17 protein-coding genes are annotated in these 18,844 nt (G+C 68.2%); 14 read left to right on the top strand and 3 right to left on the bottom strand.

The window, feature by feature from the left end; translation table 11 throughout:
- Window positions 1–73: 73 nt before the first annotated feature.
- The 3 genes from chlG to ACQ860_RS03515 form a co-directional block, all read right to left on the bottom strand.
- On the bottom strand, window positions 74–961 hold the full coding sequence (gene chlG / locus ACQ860_RS03525) for a chlorophyll synthase ChlG (protein ID WP_431302027.1): 888 nt from the start codon (window positions 959–961) through the stop codon (window positions 74–76).
- A gap of 1 nt (window position 962) precedes the next feature.
- Window positions 963–2,324, bottom strand: a complete 1,362-nt coding sequence (gene ppsR, locus ACQ860_RS03520) for a transcriptional regulator PpsR (RefSeq protein WP_431302026.1) — start codon at window positions 2,322–2,324, stop codon at window positions 963–965.
- Window positions 2,325–2,411: 87 nt separating this feature from the next.
- Window positions 2,412–3,191: a cobalamin B12-binding domain-containing protein gene (locus ACQ860_RS03515; RefSeq protein WP_431302025.1), complete on the bottom strand. Its 780-nt coding sequence runs from the start codon at window positions 3,189–3,191 to the stop codon at window positions 2,412–2,414.
- A gap of 293 nt (window positions 3,192–3,484) precedes the next feature.
- Here ACQ860_RS03515 and bchF point away from each other — a divergent pair, with 293 nt between their 5' ends.
- The 14 genes from bchF to hemA are packed head-to-tail and all read left to right on the top strand — an operon-like array spanning window position 3,485 to window position 18,842.
- Window positions 3,485–4,033: a 2-vinyl bacteriochlorophyllide hydratase gene (gene bchF / locus ACQ860_RS03510; protein WP_431302024.1), complete on the top strand. Its 549-nt coding sequence runs from the start codon at window positions 3,485–3,487 to the stop codon at window positions 4,031–4,033.
- Entirely contained in the window at window positions 4,030–5,316 is a 1,287-nt protein-coding gene (locus ACQ860_RS03505; RefSeq protein WP_431302023.1) for a ferredoxin:protochlorophyllide reductase (ATP-dependent) subunit N, read from the top strand. Before bchF ends, ACQ860_RS03505 begins: the two co-directional genes overlap by 4 nt.
- A 4-nt stretch (window positions 5,317–5,320) precedes the next feature.
- Window positions 5,321–6,868: a ferredoxin:protochlorophyllide reductase (ATP-dependent) subunit B gene (gene bchB, locus ACQ860_RS03500; protein ID WP_431302022.1), complete on the top strand. Its 1,548-nt coding sequence runs from the start codon at window positions 5,321–5,323 to the stop codon at window positions 6,866–6,868.
- A complete protein-coding gene (locus tag ACQ860_RS03495; protein WP_431302021.1) occupies window positions 6,840–10,460 on the top strand; it encodes a magnesium chelatase subunit H in 3,621 nt (1,206 codons plus the stop codon). Before bchB ends, ACQ860_RS03495 begins: the two co-directional genes overlap by 29 nt.
- Window positions 10,457–11,371 carry a ferredoxin:protochlorophyllide reductase (ATP-dependent) iron-sulfur ATP-binding protein gene (gene bchL / locus ACQ860_RS03490; RefSeq protein ID WP_431302020.1) on the top strand — a complete coding sequence of 305 codons (915 nt, stop codon included), beginning with the start codon at window positions 10,457–10,459 and terminating at the stop codon, window positions 11,369–11,371. Before ACQ860_RS03495 ends, bchL begins: the two co-directional genes overlap by 4 nt.
- Window positions 11,371–12,069, top strand: a complete 699-nt coding sequence (gene bchM, locus ACQ860_RS03485; protein ID WP_431302019.1) for a magnesium protoporphyrin IX methyltransferase — start codon at window positions 11,371–11,373, stop codon at window positions 12,067–12,069. Before bchL ends, bchM begins: the two co-directional genes overlap by 1 nt.
- Window positions 12,066–13,487, top strand: coding sequence for a BCD family MFS transporter (locus tag ACQ860_RS03480; RefSeq protein ID WP_431302018.1), 1,422 nt, complete (start codon window positions 12,066–12,068; stop codon window positions 13,485–13,487). The genes bchM and ACQ860_RS03480 overlap by 4 nt, the downstream gene beginning before the upstream one ends.
- Before the next feature lie 19 nt (window positions 13,488–13,506).
- A complete protein-coding gene (gene puhA, locus ACQ860_RS03475) occupies window positions 13,507–14,286 on the top strand; it encodes a photosynthetic reaction center subunit H (RefSeq protein ID WP_431302017.1) in 780 nt (259 codons plus the stop codon).
- Window positions 14,283–14,936 carry a photosynthetic complex putative assembly protein PuhB gene (gene puhB, locus ACQ860_RS03470; RefSeq protein ID WP_431302016.1) on the top strand — a complete coding sequence of 218 codons (654 nt, stop codon included), beginning with the start codon at window positions 14,283–14,285 and terminating at the stop codon, window positions 14,934–14,936. Before puhA ends, puhB begins: the two co-directional genes overlap by 4 nt.
- Complete coding sequence (puhC, locus tag ACQ860_RS03465; protein ID WP_431302015.1) at window positions 14,936–15,379, top strand: photosynthetic complex assembly protein PuhC; 444 nt, start codon at window positions 14,936–14,938, stop codon at window positions 15,377–15,379. The genes puhB and puhC overlap by 1 nt, the downstream gene beginning before the upstream one ends.
- The gene (locus ACQ860_RS03460) at window positions 15,379–15,714 is read left to right on the top strand and encodes a hypothetical protein (protein WP_431302014.1); all 336 of its coding nucleotides are present in this window, start codon (window positions 15,379–15,381) and stop codon (window positions 15,712–15,714) included. Before puhC ends, ACQ860_RS03460 begins: the two co-directional genes overlap by 1 nt.
- Window positions 15,711–16,784, top strand: coding sequence for a magnesium-protoporphyrin IX monomethyl ester (oxidative) cyclase (gene acsF, locus ACQ860_RS03455; RefSeq protein ID WP_431302013.1), 1,074 nt, complete (start codon window positions 15,711–15,713; stop codon window positions 16,782–16,784). Before ACQ860_RS03460 ends, acsF begins: the two co-directional genes overlap by 4 nt.
- A gap of 12 nt (window positions 16,785–16,796) precedes the next feature.
- Window positions 16,797–17,612, top strand: coding sequence for a putative photosynthetic complex assembly protein PuhE (puhE, locus tag ACQ860_RS03450; protein WP_431302012.1), 816 nt, complete (start codon window positions 16,797–16,799; stop codon window positions 17,610–17,612).
- 18 nt (window positions 17,613–17,630) lie between these two features.
- A complete protein-coding gene (gene hemA / locus ACQ860_RS03445) occupies window positions 17,631–18,842 on the top strand; it encodes a 5-aminolevulinate synthase (protein ID WP_431302011.1) in 1,212 nt (403 codons plus the stop codon).
- The last annotated feature ends 2 nt before the right edge of the window (window positions 18,843–18,844 follow it).

The following is an 18,844-nucleotide window of genomic DNA, read 5'->3' as shown; positions in this document are numbered from 1 at the left end:
CAGGAGAGGCCGGCCGCCTCCGATCGCCGAAGGGCCCTGGCCTGGGGGCGTGAATCGGCGGCGCCCATCTCCATCAGGCCATCCCCCGCAGCGCGAAGGCCGTGGCCAGCATGCCGAGCACGTACATCCCGATGCCGGTCGCGTTGTACCAGGGGGCGAGCGCCTTCGGGTCGCGCAGCATCTTCACCATGGCGGCCACCTGGCCCGCGAGGAGGAGCACCACGACCAGCGCATGGATCGGCGTGCCCCAGGCGAAGAGGAGGGCGATCACCACGAGTTGCGGCAGCGCCATCATCCAGCAGGCGACCAGCGCCGCGCGCTCCGCACCCAGTTGCACCGGCAGACTGCGCACGCCGGTATGGGTGTCGCCCTCGATGGACTTGAAGTCGTTCAGCGTCATGATGCCATGCGCGCCGAGCCCATAGAGCAGCGCCATGGCGATGACGGGCAGGGCAGGGGCGCCGCCGGAGATGACGGCCGCCGCCGTGATCCAGGGCAGCGACTCGTAGCTGAGCCCACAGGCGAGGTTGCCCCACCAGCCATTCAGCTTGAGCCGCAGCGGCGGCGCCGAATAGGCCCAGGCGAGCGCGAGCGCCACGACGGTCGCGGCAAAGCCCCAGGCGCCGAGCGTCGCACCCACCAGCAGCGAGGCGAAGCTCCAGAAAATGGCGATGTAGAGGCCGAGCCGCCCCGGGATGCGGCCCGAGGGAATCGGCCTGTGCGGTTCGTTGATCGCGTCCACATGCCGGTCGAACCAGTCATTCACCGCCTGGCTCGTGGCGCAGACCATCGGGCCCGCGAGCAGCAGGCCGAGGGCCGCGAAGCCCCACTTGCCCGACATCGGCGCGCCCGAGGCCACCACGCCGCAGAGGAAGGCCCAGACCGGCGGGAACCACGTGACGGGCTTGAACAGCTCGAGCACGGCCGCGGGATCGGGGCGGATGATGGCCGAGTCGGACATGTCAGCCCTCCTCATCCGCATCGGCTTCGCCGATGCCGTAGCGGCGCAGCTTCACGTAGAGCGACTGGCGCGAGAGGCCGAGCATCTCCGCGGCCGAGGCGCGGTTGTTGCCGGTGAGTTCGAGGGCGGCCTCGATCGCCAGCTTCTCGATCACGTCCGTCGCCTCGCGCACCAGCTCCTTCAGCGGCACGCGACCGACGAGGTCGGTGAGCTGGCCGGCAGCCGGCAGCGCCGAGGCGGCCTCGGGCTGCAGCGCGGGGCGGGTGCCGATGTCGCGGATGGTGAAGCCGAAACAGGGCTGCCCGCCATCCAGCACCGAGACGGCCGAGACCTCGACTTCGGCCTGCGAGCCATGGTCGCCGCGCATGATCGTGCGGAACAGGCGCACCGGGCCGCGGCCGCGCACCTGGGCCAGCAGCACGTCAAGCTCGATGGATTGGCGGCCGAGGAAGCGGGAGAGCTCCTCGCCGCGCGCCTGCGCCTCATTGGGCAGCTCGGCGAGATCGAGGAAGGCCGGGTTCGCGGTGATGATGCGGCCATCCGCGCCGATCAGCACGAAGGCATCGGGCGTGCTCTCGACGAAGCCGGCCAGACGCGTGCTCGTGGCGGCGGCGACGGGCTCGCGCTCGGCGCCCAGATAGGCCAGACGGACGAGGAAAAGCGCGCTGCGCTCGTGGCGCAGGAGCGAGGCGGAGAGCAGCACCTCGCGCCCCGTGCCGGCCAGCATGACGCGCCGCTCCTCGGCCGTGCCGGCGCTGCGGACGGCGGCGAGCAGGGCCTCGATCTTCGGTCGCTCCTCGGGCGCGAAGGCGTCGAGGAAACTGGGCTCGGCGCCGAAGAGGCGGTCGGCGGCGAGGTTGGCCTCCAGCACGCGAAGGCTCGCGGCATCGAGCACGAGAACCGGCTCGCCCGACATCTGGAAGAGGAGGCGATAGCGCGTCTCGGCCTGGCGCAGCCGGCCATATTCGCGCTCCATCGCCTGCTGTGCCTCGACCAGCCGCTGCTGCAGCGAGGCGAGCAGGCGCAGATCCCGCGCGAAGACCACGCTGCGGTCCGAGCCGGTGACCTGATTCGCGGCGCAGAGCAGCGGCAGCGTCACACCATCCATGCCGCGCAGATTCAGGTGCCGCCAGCGCGGCGCCTCATGCACGGCGGCGCCCGCCAGCATCTCCTGCACCTTGGCGCGGCTGTCCTCCGCGACCGAATTGACGAGGGCACGGCCGACCCAGGCCTTCCGCCCACCCAGGGCGGCGGCGAGGTCGGCATTGCCGAAAGCCATGTCGCGGATCACGCCATCACCATCCACCACCAGCGTCGCGTCAGCGGCGGCGGCAATCAGGCGGGATGCGGCTTCCGCATCCATGTCTCCCAGCGACTGGCCCGGGGTGCCAAATCCCAACACGCGATGTCCGTTCCTTCCAACAGGGGGGTGGGTTGTACGTCGCTGTTATCATGGCGCCTCGATCATGAGAGCCACCAAGGCCTCGGCCCGGCGAAGCGCCTCGGCCGCGTCGGTGGCGGTGGCATCCGCCCCGGCTGCGGCGGCGAGTCCGGGGTTGGCGAGCACGGCGGGGCCGCCCAGCATCACGGCCACGTCGGGGTTGCGGGAATGCCTCCGGATGGCGGTGATCTGCCCGGCGAGGCCTGAGACGCCGTCGGAGGAGCCGACGGAGATGGCGACGAGGCCGAACCACTGCCCGGCGACCCGCGTCATGAGCGTCGCCTCGCTGTCCACCGCGTCATCCACGATGGCCCAGCCACCGGCCCGGAAGAACTCGGCCACCATGGCGATTCCCATGGTGTGCTGATTGCCGATGCTGCTCATCATCAGGGCCGAGCGACCGCCGCCGATCCGGGCGTTGGAGGTCAGGCCGGGGGCGAGGCCGCGCAGCTGCTCGTGCAGGACGATCATGCCGAGCGTCACCTCGACGAAGGTGCAGCGATCCTGCTCCCACCATTCGCCCAATCGGCGCGCCAGGAGTGTCAACAAAGTCAGACACAGGTGCTCGGATGATTGCCCGTCCGTCCTGCGCTGTTCGATGGCAAGGGCCAGGGCCTCCCGTTCCCCGCGGCTGAGGGATGCGGTCAGGCGCTCGACCTCCGCGACATCCACGGGCTGCCTCAGTTCGGTCAGCAGGGGGATGACGTTCTGCCCTACGGCAAGCTCGATCTGTCGTGAAATGACGCCGAGGCGACGGCCGAAGATCGAACGGGCGGGGGGGGTGTCCACGGCTCCGTTTCCGGGTCTCTGGGCCGCCTTCCTCGCCGCGCTGTGCAACATGATCTCGGCTTCCTCAATGACCCATGGCGGCGGATCATCCCCCGAGCGGAGCTCAATTGTCAATTCATCTTTACGTCAATCTTGCTTGACACCCACGAGGGCTAGCACCTAGCTTTCCACCATCCAAAGGGAGCCGAGACAGCCGGGGGATGCGAATGGATCGGACCAGTTGCCCGACCCGCTCAGCAGACCGGCCCCGTCTCCCCGCAGCGGAGGGCTAGTCCACCATGCTTTCGAACCAGATGCTCGATCGGTTGATCAACGCGGTGGATTCCTGCCCTTACGGCATGGCCTCGGGCCGCAAGCACAAACATGTGGCAGGCGCAGCAAACAGCCGCCCGCCGCTCTACACGGCCGAGGAAAAGGCCCGCCGCGACGCAACCCCCTGGACGTTGGTGCAGGGCATCCTCGCCCCCGTCCAGTTCCTGGTCTTCATGGTCAGTGTGGGTCTCGTCATCCGCTACCTCGGCAGCGGCGAGGGCCTCGCCTGGGCTGAGGGTTCGATCGTGCTCAAGACCTCGCTGCTCTACACGATCATGATCACCGGCTGCATCTGGGAACACGAGGTCTACGGCAAGTACCTCTTCGCGCCCGCCTTCTTCTGGGAGGATGTGTTCAGCATGCTGGTGCTGGCGTTGCACACGGCCTATCTCGCCGCGCTCTTCACCGGCTGGGGCGACACGCATTTCCAGATGTGGCTGGCGCTCGCCGCCTATGCCGCCTACGTCATCAACGCCACGCAATTCGTGCTGAAGCTGCGCGCCGCCCGCCTGCAGGCGGAGGCCGCATGAGCGTCACGCTCGACCGCCCAGCCGCCCCGGCGCCGGCCGAGGTAGGCTGCGACACGCGCCCCATCCTGCGCGAGCGGGGGCAGCGCGAGGTTTTTTGCGGCCTGACCGGCATCGTCTGGATGCACCGGAAGATCCAGGACGCCTTCTTCCTCGTCGTCGGCTCCCGCACCTGCGCCCACCTGCTGCAATCGGCCGCCGGCGTGATGATCTTCGCCGAGCCGCGCTTCGCCACCGCCATCCTCGATGAGCGAGACCTAGCTGGCCTTGCCGACGCGCAGGACGAACTGGACCGCAACGTGGCGCGCCTGCTGGAGCGCCGGCCGGATATCAAGCTGCTCTTCCTGGTGGGTTCCTGCCCGTCAGAGGTCATCAAGCTCGACCTGCATCGCGCCGCGCAACGGCTGGACCGCCGGTTCAACGGCGTGCGCGTGCTGAATTATTCCGGCTCGGGAATCGAGACGACCTTCACCCAGGGCGAGGACGCCTGCCTGGCCGCGCTGGTGCCGGAGCTGCCGCAATCGGACGTGGCGCAGCTCATGGTCGTGGGCGCGCTGGCGGATGTGGTGGAGGACCAGTTCAGCCGCCTCTTCGCGGCCTTGGGAATCGAGCGCGTGGCCTTCCTGCCGGCGCGGCGCGCGGGCGGCATGCCGGCCGTCGGGCCCGGCACGAAGTTCCTGCTGGCGCAGCCTTTCCTGGCCGAGACCGGCCGCCTGCTCGAAGCCCGTGGCGCGCGGCACCTGGCCGCACCCTTCCCATTGGGTGCGGAGGGCACGACGCTCTGGCTCCGCGCGGCTGCGCAGGCCTTCGGCGTGAGCCCGACCCGCTTCGGGGAGGTGACCGCGGCCGGTGAGGCGCGCGCCCGCCAGGCGCTGGCCGCCCCCCGCGCGCGGCTTGAGGGCAAGTCGGTCTTCTTCTTCCCCGACTCGCAGCTGGAGGTGCCGATGGCGCGCTTCCTCACGCGCGAATGCGGGATGGAGGCGATCGAGATCGGCACACCCTACCTGCACCGCCAGCATCTGGCGGAAGAGATGCCGCTGCTGCCCGAGTCGGCCCTGCTCTCCGAAGGCCAGGATGTCGAGAGGCAGCTGGACCGTTGCCACGCCGCGCGGCCGGATCTGGTGGTTTGCGGCCTCGGCCTCGCCAATCCGCTGGAGGCGCAGGGGATCACGACGAAGTGGTCCATCGAGCTCGTCTTCACGCCGGTGCAGGGCTACGATCAGGCGGGCGACCTCGCCGGCCTTTTCGCGCGCCCCTTCGCGCGGCGCGATCTGTTGAGGGTCTGAGGTCATGCAACTCACCCTCTGGACCTATGAAGGCCCGCCCCATGTGGGGGCGATGCGCGTGGCCTCCGCGATGGAGGGGCTGCACTACGTGCTGCACGCCCCCCAGGGCGACACCTACGCCGACCTGCTCTTCACCATGATCGAGCGCCGCAACTCGCGCCCGCCCGTCACCTACACCACCTTCCAGGCCCGCGACCTCGGCGGCGACACGGCGGAGCTGTTCAAATCCGCCCTGCGCGACGCCGCCGAACGCTTCCGGCCCGAGGCCATGCTGGTTGGCGCTTCCTGCACGGCCGAGCTGATCCAGGATGATCCGGGCGGACTCGCCGGCACTTCGGGGCTCACGATCCCGGTGATCCCGGTGGAACTGCCGGCCTACCAGAAGAAGGAGAACTGGGGCGCGGCCGAGACGCTCTACCAGCTCATCCGACGCTTCGCCGTGAAGATGGAGCGTGCACCGGGCGCGGCGCCCCGCTGCAACATCCTGGGCCCGACGGCGCTCGGCTTCCGCCACCGCGATGATGTGAAGGAGGTGCGCGGGATTCTCTCGCGGCTCGGGATCGCGGTGAATGTGGTGGCACCGCTTGGGGCTCGGCCGTCAGATCTCGGTCGGTTGGGTGACGCCGATTTCAACGTGGTACTCTATCCGGAAGTCGCGGGCCAGGCAGCGTCCTGGATGCAGCGCAACCTGGGCCAGCCCTTCACGCGCTGCATCCCGATCGGCGTCGGCGGTACGCGTGACTTCATCGCGGAGGTCGCGGGCTTGGCTGGCGTGGATGCCGGCGAGTTCCTCGCCGAAGAGAGTTCGCGCCTGCCCTGGTATTCGCGCAGCGTGGACAGCACCTACCTCACCGGCAAGCGCGTCTTCATCTTCGCCGATGCGACGCATGCCGTCGCCGCTGCGCGGGTCGCCGCCGAGGAGTTGGGCTTCCAGGTGGTGGGCCTCGGCACCTATTCCCGCGAGCAGGCGCGCGAGGTGCGCGAGGCCGCGAAGCGCCACGGGCTCGAGGCGCTGATCACCGACGACTACCTGGAGGTCGAGGCCGCCATCGCGGCCGCGCAGCCGGAGCTGGTGCTGGGCACGCAGATGGAGCGGCACGTGGCCAAGCGCCTGGGCGTGCCCTGCGCGGTGATCTCCGCGCCGGTGCATGTGCAGGACTTCCCCGCGCGCAACTCGCCGCAGATGGGATTCGAGGGGGCCAACGTCCTCTTCGATACATGGGTCCATCCGCTGATGATGGGCCTGGAGGAGCATCTGATCGGGATGTTCCGCGAGGATTTCGAGTTCCATGCCGAGGCCGCACCCTCGCATCTCGGCCACGCCGCCGCGCCGCGCGCGGCGGAGCCGGTGGATCCGACGCCCGAGGCCGCCGTCATCGAAGCGCCGGGCGCCGTCAGCTGGACGCCGGATGGCGAGAAGGAACTGAAGAAGATCCCGTTCTTCGTGCGCGGCAAGGCCCGCCGCAACACGGAGCGATTCGCCGAGATGAACGGCATCCGGACCATCACGGTAGAGACCTTGTATGACGCAAAAGCATACTTCTCCCGCTAGGGGGGCTCAGCCCCTCCACGTCGTCATCGTGACCATGGACGGTCACTTTGGCGCTGCGGTGGAGCGTGCGCAGGCGGAGCTGGCGGCCGAGATGCCGGGGCTGCGCCTCTCTGTGCATTCGGCGGATGAATGGGCCAGCGACGCGCATGCGCTGGCTGCCTGCCATGCCGACATCGCGCGCGGCGACATCATCATCGCCGCCATGCTGTTCCTGGACGACCATGTGCGCATGGTGATGCCGGCGCTCGAGGCGCGGCGTGCCGATTGTGCCGCCATGGTCGGCATGATGTCGGCGGGCGAGGTGGTGAAACTCACGCGCCTCAAGAAGTTCGACATGTCGGCCGAGGCGCGCGGCGTGCTGGGCCTGCTGAAGAAGCTGCGTGGCTCCAAGGGGCCGAAATCCTCCGGCGCCGGCCAGATGAAGATGCTGAAGGAGCTGCCGAAGCTGCTGCGCTTCATCCCCGGCGTCGCTCAGGACGTGCGGGCCTACATGCTCTGCCTGCAGTATTGGCTGGCGGGCTCCTCCGAGAACCTGGCGAACCTCGTGCGGCTGCTGGCCCATCGCTACGCCGATGCGCCGGTGGCCAAGCCCGGCGCGCCGGTCGAGTACCCTGAGATCGGGCTCTACCACCCGGCCCTGCCAAACCGCTTCGCCGATGACGCGGCGGCGCTTCCGCGGCGCTCGGGCGCGCAGGGCAGGGTGGGGTTGCTGGTGCTGCGCTCCTATGTGCTCGCGGGCAATGCGGGTCATTATGACGGCGTCATCGCCGAGTTCGAGAAGCGCGGCATCGAGGTGGTCCCCGCCTTCGCCTCCGGCCTCGACCAGCGCCCGGCCGTCGAGCGCTTCTTCATGCGGGACGGCCGCGCCACGGTGGATGCGGTCGTTTCGCTCACCGGATTCTCGCTGGTGGGCGGCCCCGCCTACAATGACGCGCGCGCGGCCGAGACGATGCTGGCGGCGCTGGATGTGCCTTATGTCGGCGCACATCCGCTTGAGTTCCAGCCGATCTTCCAGTGGCGCAAGGATGCGCGCGGGCTGACGCCGGTCGAGGCCACGATGATGGTGGCGCTGCCCGAGCTGGATGGTGCCATCCTGCCGATGACCTTCGGCGGGCGCTGCGGTGCGACCACGCCGGGCGACCGCTGCCCGGGCTGCGATGGCACCTCATGCGGGCGTGACATGGTCGCGCATTACGAGCGCGCCGGTATGCTGGCGCAGCGCGTGCAGAAGATGATCGTGCTCCGCCGCAAGGCCCGGGCCGAGCGGCGCGTGGGCGTCGTGCTCTTCAACTTTCCGCCCAATGCCGGCAACACCGGCACCGCCGCCTACCTCTCGGTCTTCGAGAGCCTGCACGCCACCCTGCTCGGCCTGCGGGACGAGGGTTACACGGTCGAAGTGCCGGAGAGCGTGGATGCGCTGCGCGAAGCCATCATCACCGGCAATCGCGAGCGCTACGGCTCGCTCGCCAATGTCGCCGCGCGCGTCAGCACGGATGATCACGTCCGCAAGCAGCGCTGGCTGGCCGAGATCGAGACCTGCTGGGGCCCCGCCCCTGGCCGGCAGCAGAGCGACGGGGCCAGCATCCATGTGCTGGGCGAGCGCTTCGGCAATGTCTTCGTCGGCGTTCAGCCGGGCTTCGGCTATGAGGGCGACCCGATGCGTCTGCTCTTCGAGCATGGCTTCGCCCCCACCCACGCCTTCGCCGCCTTCTATCGCTGGCTGAGCGAGGAGTTCCAGGCCGATGCGGTGCTGCATTTCGGCACGCACGGCGCGCTCGAATTCATGCCAGGCAAGCAGGCTGGCATGTCCGGGGATTGCTGGCCGGACCGGCTGATCGGCGACCTGCCGAATTTCTACCTCTACGCCTCCAACAATCCCTCCGAGGGCATGCTCGCCAAGCGCCGCGCCGGCGCGACGCTCATCAGCTACCTCACGCCGCCGGTGGCGAGTGCGGGCCTCTATCGCGGTCTGATGGATCTGAAGGCGAGTCTCGACCGGTGGCGCGCGCTGGAGCCTGACACCGATCCCGCCATGCGCGCCAGCATGGCGCAGCTCGTCCAGGCGCAAGCCGCCGCGGTCGAACTGGCCGAGGCCGAGCCCGCCTGGGAGGCCGAGGCCTGCGAAGTGCGGATGATGAAGCTCACCGCCGAGTTGCTGGAACTGGAATACACGCTCATTCCCTACGGCCTGCACGCGCTGGGCCAGCCGATGAGCGCGCAGCAGCGCACCGAGATGCTGGACGCGGCCGGCGTGACGGATCCCGCCGAGCGCAACCGGCTCGAACAGCTTCTGGCCACCGAGCACGAGATTCCGGCCATCCTGCACGCGCTGGATGGCGGCTACACGAAGCCCGCACCGGGCGGCGACCTGCTGCGCACCACGGATGTGCTGCCGACGGGCCGCAACCTGCATGGCTTCGACCCCTTCGCCATCCCGTCCAACTTCGCCATCCGTGATGGCGCGCAGCAGGCCGACCGCCTGCTGGAGCGGCATGGTGCGCAGGGTGCCGCCCTCCCCGAGACCATCGCCATGGTCCTCTGGGGCACGGACAATCTGAAGACCGAGGGCGGACCCATCGCACAAGCGCTCTGGCTGATGGGCGCCGAGCCGCGGCACGACGCCTATGGCCGGCTTTGTGGCGCGCAACTCGTGCCGTTGGAGCGCCTCGGCCGCCCGCGCATTGACGTCATGATCAGCCTCTCTGGCATTTTCCGCGATCTCCTGCCGCTCCAGACCAAGCTGTTGGCCGAGGCCGCGCTGCTCGCCGCCCAGGCCGATGAGCCAGAGGCGATGAACTTCATCCGCAAGCACGCCATGGCCTATCTGGCCCAACATGGCGGCAGCATCGAGGATGCGTCGCTGCGCATCTTCGGCAATGCCGACGGCACCTATGGCGCCAATGTCAACCAGATCGTGGACAATGGCGGCTGGCAGGATGAGGACGAGCTGGCCGAGGCCTATCTCAAGCGCAAGGGCTTCGCCTATGGCGCCGATGGACGCCCGCGCCGCCAGGACGCGGTGATGAACGCGGTGCTCGGCACTGTCGAATGCACCTACCAGAACCTCGACAGCGTCGAGAGCGGCATCACCACCATCAGCCATTATTTCGACAGCCTGGGTGGCATGAGCCGCGCCGTGCTGCGTGTCCGCGGGCAGGAGCCCTCGGTCTATATCGGTGATCAGACCAAGGGCGCGGGCACCGTCCGCTCGCTGGCCGAGCAGGTCAGCCTCGAGACGCGCACCCGCGCGCTGAACCCGAAGTGGTTCGAGGCCATGCTGAGCCATGGCTATGAGGGCGTGCGCCAGATCGAGGAGCACGTGACCAACACCATGGGCTGGTCGGCCACGACCGGCCAGGTGCAGCCCTGGGTGTATCAGCACCTGGCGCAGACCTACATGCTGGATGACGAGATGCGCGCGCGCCTCGCCAACCTCAACCCCACCGCTTCCGCCAAGATCGCGAACCGCCTGATCGAAGCGACCGAGCGTTCCTACTGGACACCCGACGCCGCGACGCTCGAGGCGCTGCGCCGTGCGGGCGAGGAGCTGGAAGACCGGCTCGAAGGCATCACCCCGGAGATGGCTGCATGAACCACATCACGCGAACCGAACTGATCCGCGGGGCAAACACGGCGAAAGTCGGCGATGGAGCCGGCAGCGTGCAGGTCCATATGGACCAGGTCGCGAAGATCGAGACCGCCAAGGTCTTCGCCGTCTATGGCAAGGGCGGCATCGGCAAGAGCACGACCAGCTCGAACCTCTCGGCCGCCTTCGCCAAGCTCGGCAAGCGCGTGCTGCAGATCGGCTGCGACCCGAAGCATGACAGCACCTTCACGCTGACCAAGCGCATGATCCCGACGGTGATCGACGTGCTGGAAAGCGTGGATTTCCACGCGGAAGAGCTGCGCGCCGAGGATTTCGTCGTCGAGGGCTATGGGGGCGTGATGTGCGTGGAGGCGGGCGGCCCGCCGGCCGGCACGGGCTGCGGCGGCTATGTAGTGGGCCAGACGGTGAAGCTCCTGAAGGAGCATCACCTGCTGGAGGATACCGATGTCGTGGTCTTCGACGTGCTGGGCGACGTGGTGTGCGGCGGCTTCGCTGCGCCCCTGCTGCATGCCGATCGCGGGCTGATCGTGGCGGCGAACGACTTCGACAGCATCTTCGCCATGAACCGAATCGTGGCAGCCATCCACGCCAAGGCGAAGAATTACGGCGTGCGCATCGGCGGCGTGATCGCCAACCGCTCGAAGGATGTGGACCAGATCGAGCGCTACAATGACGCGACGGGCATGAAGCTTCTGGGCCATTTCCCCGATCTCGACGTGATCCGCCGCTCGCGCCTCAAGAAGGCGACGCTCTTCGAAATGGATGACAGCCCGGAAGTGGAGGCGGTGCGCGCGGAATACCTCCGTCTCGCCGCCAGCCTCTGGGCCGGCGTGGACCCGCTGGAGGCCGGCCCGCTCAAGGATCGTGAGATCTTCGACCTGCTGGGTTACGACTGATGCACAGCGCCACCTACACCGAGCGCCGCAGCAAGCTCGAAGCCTATTTCGATCGCACGGCCGCCGCCGCCTGGCAGCGTCTGACCTCGGACGCGCCGGTCAGCGGCATCCGCGCCACGGTGCGGGCAGGGCGCGAGGAGATGCGGAACACGCTGCTCTCCTGGCTGCCGGAGGATCTGACGGGGCTGCGCATCCTGGATGCCGGTTGTGGCACGGGCGCCCTGGCGAGCGAGGCGGCGCTGCGCGGCGGCGAGGTGGTGGCGGTGGATCTCTCGCCCACCCTGATTGAATGCGCGCGGGAGCGGGCGTTGGAGATCGGCGGACCGCAGCCTGAATTTCACGCGGGTGACATGCTGGGCGACGAGCATGGCGAATTCGACCACATCGTCGCCATGGACAGCCTGATCCATTACGACGCGCCGGATATCGTGGCTGCACTTGCGCGCGCGGCCAAGCGCTGCCGGCGCTCCATGCTCTTCACGGTCGCCCCCAACTCGCCGCTGCTGACCGCCATGATCACGGTGGGCCGCATGTTCCCCCGCGGTGATCGCGCGCCCTTCATCGCGCCGCTGGCGGAGGCCAAGCTGCGCCGGCTGATCGCGGCCGAGCCCGCGCTGCGCGACTTCACCGCCGGGCGGCACCGCAAGGTACAGCGCGGCTTCTATACCTCCCAAGCCTATGAATGGGTGAGGCGATGAGGGGCTTCAGCCTCGCCAAGCAATGGATGCGGCTCTCGCCCGCGATGCTGCCCTTCGCCGATGCGGCGACGGAGGAACTGCCGCTTTCGCGCCTTCTGCGCCTTTCCCTGTTTCAGATCTCGGTCGGCATGGCCGCGGTGCTGCTCATCGGCACGTTGAACCGCGTGATGATCGTGGAACTGCAGGTCCCGGCCGGCCTGGTCGCCGTCATGGTGGCGTTGCCGCTGGTCTTTGCGCCGCTGCGCGCGCTGATCGGCTTCCGCTCGGACAACTACGCCTCGGCGCTTGGCTGGCGGCGCGTGCCCTATATCTGGTTCGGCACGATCTTCCAGTTCAGCGGCTTCGCGATGATGCCCTTCGCCCTGATCCTGCTGTCGGGCGACACCACGGGCCCGATGTGGGCGGGGCAGGTGGCGGCCGCCATCTCCTTCCTGCTGGTGGGTGCGGGCATGCACATGGTGCAGACGGCGGGCCTGGCCTTGGCCACCGACATCGCGCCGCCCAAGGTCCAGGCCAAGGTTGTTGCGCTGCTCTCGGTGATGTTCCTGCTCGGCATGCTGCTGGCCTCCATCGTCTTCGGCGCGCTGCTGACACCCTTCAGCCAGATCAAGCTGATCCAGGTGATCCAGGGGGCGGCGGCGCTCACCATGGTCATCAACTTCATCGCGGTCTGGAAGCAGGAACCCCGCGTGCCCAACCGCAACATGGACCGCACGGAGGAGCCGAGCTTCATCGCCGCCTGGCGCGAGCTGCGGCAGACGGGCCCCTGGGGGCGACGGCTGCTGGCCACGGGGATCGGCACCTTCGCCTTCTCGGCACAGGACATCCTGCTTGAACCCTATGGCGGGCAGATCCTGGGCCTGAGTGTGGGCGCCACGACTCTGCTGACCGCACTTTTCGCCTCGGGCGGTATCCTGGGCTTCTGGCTTGCGGCCAAACGCATCGGCGATGGTTCGGATGCCAACCGCATCGCGGGCTTCGGCGCCATGTTCGGAACGCTGGGCTTCGCGGGTGTGCTGCTGGCCGCGCCGCTCGCCAGTGCGGGCCTGTTTGCCTGCGGCATCGGCGTGATCGGCTTCGGTGCCGGGCTCTTCGGCCACGGCACGCTGACCAGCTGCATGCAGGCCGCGCCGGCCGACAAGGTGGGCCTCGCGCTCGGCAGCTGGGGCGCCGTGCAGGCGACGGCCGCGGGCCTCGCCATCGCGACCGGCGGCCTGCTGCGGGACACGCTCGCCAGCCTCGCCACCGGCGGAATGCTGGGAGATGTGCTCACCGGACCCGCCGTCGGCTACGGCGCGGTCTACCTCATCGAAATCGCGCTTCTCTTCGCGACCCTCGCCGTGATCGGGCCCCTGGTCCGCAATCGGCGACGCCTTGACTCACCGCTCGGACTGTCCGGGCCGCAGACTGCAACCTGAAGCCAAGAGGAGGTCCGCCATGCAGGCAGGCACCTATCTGACCAGTATCGATTACGCCACCGTCTCGATCTACGCCTTCTGGATCTTCTTCGCCGCGCTGGTGCTCTACCTGAACCGGGAGAGCAAGCGCGAGGGATATCCGCTGGTGACGCCGGGGCGGCCCAAGCAGAACAATGTCGGCGGCTTCCCCGGCATGCCGGACCCCAAGACCTTCCTGCTCGCCAATGGCACCACCGTGCAGGCGCCCAAGCCGCAGACCGAGCGCGAGATCGCGATGGTGCCGATGGATCCCTCGCCCGGCTCGCCGCTCATTCCCACGGGCGATCCGCTCGTGGATGGCGTGGGCCCCGCGGCCTATGTGATGCGCGGCCAGCATCCGGCCCTGCTGCATGATGACGGCACGCCCTCCATCGTGCCGCTGCGTATCGCGCCCGAATTCAGCGTGGACAATGGCGACCCCGATCCGCGCGGCTTCGACGTGCTGGACGCCGATGGCGTCGTCGCCGGCAAGTGCGTGGATGTCTGGCTCGACAAGTCGGAGATGATCTTCCGCTACATCGAGGTCGCGGTTCAGACCGATATGGGCGAGCGGACGATGATGTACCCTGTCCCGCTCATCCGCGTGGATGGCGAGCGCCGCGTGGTGACGGTCCGCACGTTGCTGGCCAAGCACTTCGCCAATGCGCCGCGCCTGAGCTACCGCGACAGCATCACGCTGCGCGAGGAGGACATGGTCTCGGCCTATTGCGCAGGCGGCCAGCTCTACGCGAAGCCGGAGCGATCGGAACCCTGCCTGTGAGAGAGCACGAGATCGAGCCGGTTCCGGGCCTGCCCGAGAAGTTGCCGGAGGGAGAGGGCATCCTCTGGCAGGGCAGCCCGCGTTGGTGGTCGCTCGCCAGCCGCGCGTTGCATCTGCGCGGTCTCGCCCTCTATTTCGCGCTGATGGTGGGCTGGAGCATCTACAACGCCGCCACCACCTCGGCGAGCCTCGGCGAGGCGGCCATCGCCTCGGCGAGTTCCATCGGCCTGGCGCTGTTCTGCCTCGCGGTTCTGGTCGTGATCGGCCGGGCGCTGGCGCAGGCCGCCTTCTACACCATCACCAACCGGCGGGTGGTGCTGCGGGTGGGTGTCGCGCTGCCGATGACCATCAACATTCCCTTCACCGCGATCGAGGCCGCCGCGGTGAAGCGCCATGCGGACGGGACGGAGGACATCGTCCTCACGCTCTCGTCCAAGCAGAAGATCGCCTGGCTCGCCCTTTGGCCGCATGCGCGGCCCTGGCGCGTGGCCCGCGCGGAGCCGATGCTGCGCGCCGTGCCCGTGACCTCGGGGGCGGCGCAGGTGCTGGCGCGGGCGCTGGCGGCCAGCGCCTCGGTGCCTGTGACGCCGGTGATCGAGGAAGGACGCGGGGTGCGTGACAGCGCGCTTCCCGGCGCGGCGGTGGCCTGATGTTCACGCTCACCGACCGCGGCAATTTCCTGCCCTTGGCGACGATGCTCGGCGTCATTTGCGCCGTGCTCTTTCTTGTCGGTGGGCGCCAGCCGCGCTCGGTGGAAGTGCGCGGCCTCGAGCAGCCGGCCGCCGAGCGCCTGGTTCGTTTCGAGGATGGCGCGGATGGCTCCATTGTCATCCGTGATGCGCAGAATTCCGCGGTTCTGGCGCGGTTTCCAGTAGCCGAAGGCGGCTTCGTGCGTGGTAGCATCCGTGCGTTGGCGCGTGAGCGTCGGCAGGAAGGCCAGGGTCGTGAGGCGCCGTTTCGCCTCGCCCGCTGGGCGGATGGCCAGCTCACGCTCGACGATGCGGCGACCGGACGCCGGATCGACCTGACGGCCTTTGGCGCGACGAACGCCGGGGTCTTTTCGCGGCTGCTGACCGCGCAAGGAGAAGACTGATGAGGAAGGAGGCTTCGTCCTTCTGGGCTGGTCTGTGGGAGGATTTCACCGCCCCACGCACCATCACGGTTCCCTGCACCGTGGAGATCGAGCAGAGCTTCGACAGTTTCCACGCCCATGCGGTTCCCGAAGGCATCATGCTTCGCCCTGGCGATCGCGTGGTGGTGAACGGCGCGCCCGAGCACATCGCCTATGGCGAGTGCAGCAGCTACGAGACAACGGCCACCGTCTATCGCGCGGGGCCGCTCACCCGCCTCTGGACCGAGGTCTCGGCCATCATCGAGATCACCGAGCTGTACCACTGTGGCTTCGAGCCGAAGGAATACGCGGCATGAACCACATCAACCCCAACCCGCCGCGCCAGCTCAACGAGACGACGCGGATGGCGACCACCGAGACGGTGCTCTCGCCGCGCTTCTACACGACCGACTTCGCGGCGATGGATGCGCTCGACGTCAGCTCCATCCGCGAGGATTGGGACGCACTGATGGCGGAATTCCGTCGCGACCCGAACAAGGGGCACTTCGTCCGCACCGCCGTGTTCGACGAGTTCCGCATGGATGACCTGCCGGAGCCGCTGCAGAAGGAGCTGCTGGAATTTCTGGTCAGCTCCGTCACCGCGGAATTCTCGGGTTGCGTGCTCTATGCCGAGATCAAGAAGCGCATCAAGAACCCCGACATCAAGGAGCTCTTCGCGGTGATGAGCCGCGATGAGGCGCGCCATGCGGGCTTCATCAATGACAGCCTGAAGGACCTCGGCGTCGGCGTGGATCTGGGCTTTCTGACCAAGGCGAAGAAGTACCACTACTTCCAGCCGAAGTTCATCTTCTACGCGACCTATCTCAGCGAGAAGATCGGCTACGCCCGCTACATCACCATCTACCGCCAGTTCGAGCGGCATCCGGAGCTGCGCTTCCACCCGATCTTCAACTGGTTCAAGGAGTGGTGCAACGACGAGTTCCGCCATGGCGAGGCCTTTGCGCTGCTGATGCGCGCGAACCCGCAACTCACCAGCGGGATCAACGTCCTCTGGTGCAAGTTCTTCCAGCTCGCGGTCTTCGCCACCATGTATGTGCGCGACCATGCCCGGCCCGAATTCCACAAGGCGCTCGGCATGACGCCCACCGAGTATGACATGGAGGTGTTCCGCATCACCGCGGACATCTGCAAGCAGTGTTTCCCGGTGACGCTGGACATCGAGGCGCCGGCCTTCCTGCGCAACATGGACCGCATGCTCGCCATCGCGGAGGCCATGGGCGAGACGCGGCGCAAGCCGGGCTTCCTCTCCAGCGTTAAGCGCTTCGGGCTGAGCATCGGGGCGGCGGCCGTCTTTGCGCGCCTCTACCTCATTCGCGGCCGCAAGGCGGAGCTGCCGGCGCAGGTGCGCCTGAGCCCGGCCTGGTAGAGGGAGCCCCGCGTGCTGCAGCACATCCTCCCCGTCATCTTCGCGGTCTTCGTCTGGTGGTTCGGCACGGCGCTGGTTTTCGTGCTGGACCAGCTGCCTCGGCGGAGCTTCCACTGGACGATGGCGGGGGCGAGTGCTGCTCTCGTGGGCGCGCTCTACGGGGTGGTGGCGCTGGCGCAGGATGTCAGCGTCGTCGGGGCCTATCTCGGCTTCGCCTGCGGCGTGGTGATCTGGGCCTGGGGGGAGATCGGCTTCCTGACGGGCCTGGTCACCGGCCCCAGCCGCCAGCCATGCCCGCCGGGCGCGCAGGGCTGGGTGCGTTTCCTGGCGGCGCTGAGGACCATCCTCTACCACGAACTGGCGATCCTGGGCCTCGGCCTGGTGCTGCTGGTCCTGCTTTGGGATGCCCCTAACCAGATGGCGCTCCACACCTATCTGGTGCTCTGGATCATGCGTCAGAGTGCGAAACTGAACATCTATCTGGGGGCGCGCAACCTCGGCGAGACCATGCTGCCGCCGCATCTCCTTCATCTGGCGAGTTATTTTCGCCGCGGGACGATGAATGCGCTCTTCCCGGTCTCGGTCACGGGCGGGACCATCGCGGTCGTCGTCCTGGTCCAGCATGGGCTGGGCGCAGGCCCCCATGAAGCCGCCGCCTATACCCTGCTGGCGGCCTTGATGGCATTGGCCGTGATCGAGCACTGGTTCCTCATGCTGCCCCTCCCGCTTGACGGTCTCTGGACCTGGAGCCGGCCGGGGCAGGCTGCCATCCACACGGTCCCATGCCCGCAGCATGGGGAGACGGCCCGCCTGCCGTTGCGGCCCTGAAACAAGAAAGGCCAGACGATGAACTATGATACCCTCTTCCGCACCCAGCTCGACGGCCTCCGCAAGGAGGGGCGCTACCGCGTCTTCGCCGACCTCGAGCGCCAGGCCGGCGCCTTCCCCAAGGCGAAGTTCCATGGCTCCGGCGGCGTGGGCGAGGTCACCGTCTGGTGCTCCAACGACTATCTCTGCATGGGCCAGAACCCGAAGGTGCTGGCCGCCATGCATGAGGCGCTGGATCGCAGCGGCGCCGGCGCCGGCGGCACGCGCAACATCGGCGGTACGAATCACGAGCACATCCTGCTGGAGCGTGAGTTGGCCGACCTGCACGGCAAGGACGCCGCGCTGCTGTTCAACTCGGGCTACATGTCCAACTGGGCGACGCTCTCCACGCTCGCCTCGCGCCTGCCAGGCTGCATCGTCCTCTCCGACGAGCTGAACCACGCCTCAATGATCGAGGGCATCCGCCATAGCCGCGCCCAGTGCATCGTCTGGAAGCACAATGACCTGGCCGACCTGCGCGAGAAGCTCGCCGCCATCCCGGCCGAGACGCCCAAGCTGATCGCCTTCGAGAGCGTCTATTCGATGGATGGCGACGTCGCCCCCATCCACGCCATCTGCGACCTGGCCGATGAATTCGGCGCGATGACCTATCTCGATGAGGTGCATGCGGTCGGCCTCTATGGCGCGCGGGGCGGCGGCATCTCCGAACGGGATGGCGCGCAGCATCGCCTGACCGTGATCGAGGGCACGCTGGCCAAGGCCTTCGGCGTGATCGGCGGCTATATCGCGGGGTCGGCCGACATGGTGGATTTCGTCCGCAGCTTCGCCTCGGGCTTCATCTTCTCGACCTCGCTGCCACCAGCCGTGGCCGCCGGCGCGGCCGCCAGCATCCGCCACCTCAAGGAAAGCGCCGTCGAGCGCGAGCGGATGCATGAGCGCGTGGCCCAGGTCCGCAACCGGCTGGATGAGCTGCAGATCCCGCATCTCGACAACCCGAGCCACATCGTTCCGGTGATGGTCTACGACGCCAAGCTCTGCAAGCAGATCAGCGACACGCTGCTGGAAGAGCACGGCATCTATGTGCAGCCCATCAACTTCCCGACCGTGCCGCGCGGCACGGAGCGGCTGCGGTTCACGCCCTCGCCGGCGCATACGGACGCCGACATTGATCATCTTATGTCCGCGCTGCAGCAGGTCTGGGCGCGCTTCCAGCCGAGGCGGGTCACCTGAGC

This window comes from Sediminicoccus sp. BL-A-41-H5, from assembly GCF_050632405.1.
Classification (GTDB): Bacteria; Pseudomonadota; Alphaproteobacteria; order Acetobacterales; family Acetobacteraceae; genus Roseococcus.
This window is presented reverse-complemented; position numbering and strand designations above follow the sequence as displayed.